The 1485-nt window shown below is 37.6% G+C and carries 1 protein-coding gene; it reads left to right on the forward strand.

What is annotated here, in order from left to right; genetic code table 11:
- The first annotated feature begins 103 nt into the window (after positions 1 to 103).
- Entirely contained in the window at positions 104 to 1297 is a 1194-nt protein-coding gene (locus ABES52_RS16645) for an ISL3 family transposase (RefSeq protein ID WP_429652437.1), read from the forward strand.
- The last annotated feature ends 188 nt before the right edge of the window (positions 1298 to 1485 follow it).

Here is a 1485-nt window from a genome sequence, read left to right on the forward strand (position 1 = left end):
GATTCATCACCACATTTTGTGATTTAACCCAAAAAATAAGGAAAACACTCACGAATTCCTGGCAATAATGTTAGCGTCACTTAACATAACAGGAGGTTCTAAAGTGTTTTCCGTATCACTAGATTTGCCAGAATTTGAAGTTGTTAAACAAGTGTTTCTTGAAGATTGCAATTTGTTACATGTTGAGAAAAATACTACAGAAGAACGCTGTTCTTACTGCGGTTTTTTTTCTAGTCATGTCCATGACTGGCGGACAAGAAAGGTTCGTGACTTGTCCGTATTAGGTAAGCCCCTTTTCTTATTTGTCAGAGTGTATAGATACCGTTGTCACAACTGTAATGAGGTATTTTCACAAACATTTGAATCTATCAGTCCTAATAAGCATCAGACCAATCGGTACAGAGAATATCTGTACGAAATGTGCATTGGCTCTACTATCCAAGAAGTGAGTCGAAAGGAAAAAATACCTTATACAACCGTTGAAAGAATATTTTATTCCGTTGCTAAAGAAAAAGAGAAGGAGCATTTAGAAACTCTTGAAAGTGTTTTAGAAAACAATGAATTAATCCTTAGCCTTGATGAGATCGCTGTCCGAAAGGGTCACCGATATGAAACAGTTCTTATGGATACCCAATCCGGGAGTGTGCTTGGTATGGAACATCAACGGAGTTATAATTCAACTCAGATCTTACTTGCCAAGAAGATTCTGTCTAATAAATGTGTTCATACCGTTGTTATGGATATGTGGGATCCCTTCCATAAAGCTGTTAAATCTATATTCCCAGAGGCCTGTATCGTCATTGATAAATATCATGTGGTGCAAAAGGTGATACATGCACTTGACCAAGTTAGAAAGAAAACTCCTGGACTAAAAAAGGGACGGTTTAAACTCTTGAAAGGTTCTGAAAAGTTAACGGCTAATGAAAAACAACAATTAGACGAGATGCTCAAAGAGCATTCAGAATTGTCATATGCCTATTTTCTAAAAGAACTCTTTAGAGAAATATACCAAGTGAATGACTATGATACAGCTGATTCACTCTTAGAAGAATGGATTCAACTCGCATGGAGCAGCCCATTTCCTTCATTTCATCAAGTTGCCAAGACGATAGAAAATTGGAAGGCACAAATTTTACAATATTTTCTTACACCTTTTACGAATGGCCGGATTGAAGGTACAAACCATAAGATTAAGAACATCAAAAGACGTGCTTTTGGCTTCAGAAACCTTGAAAGATTTCGGCTACGTGTATTTTTGGAGTGTACAGGTAAAACTTATAAAAATCAGGTTGCTTAACCATGCCCTTCATCAGCTTTCCGCATTGTAGTTGATAGAATGGAAGCCGTCAAGGAAAGCACTTGACCGCTTCCATTCTACCAACTTAGTGGTCTGCAAGCTGACGAAGGAGCTACTCTAGATTGAGTATCAATCTCGCTAACTTATTTCCGGAATTGTGTGAACATCACAGAATATGGTGATGAGAC

The organism is Aeribacillus pallidus (genome assembly GCF_050478865.1).
Lineage (GTDB): Bacteria > Bacillota > Bacilli > Bacillales > JACDOC01 > JACDOC01.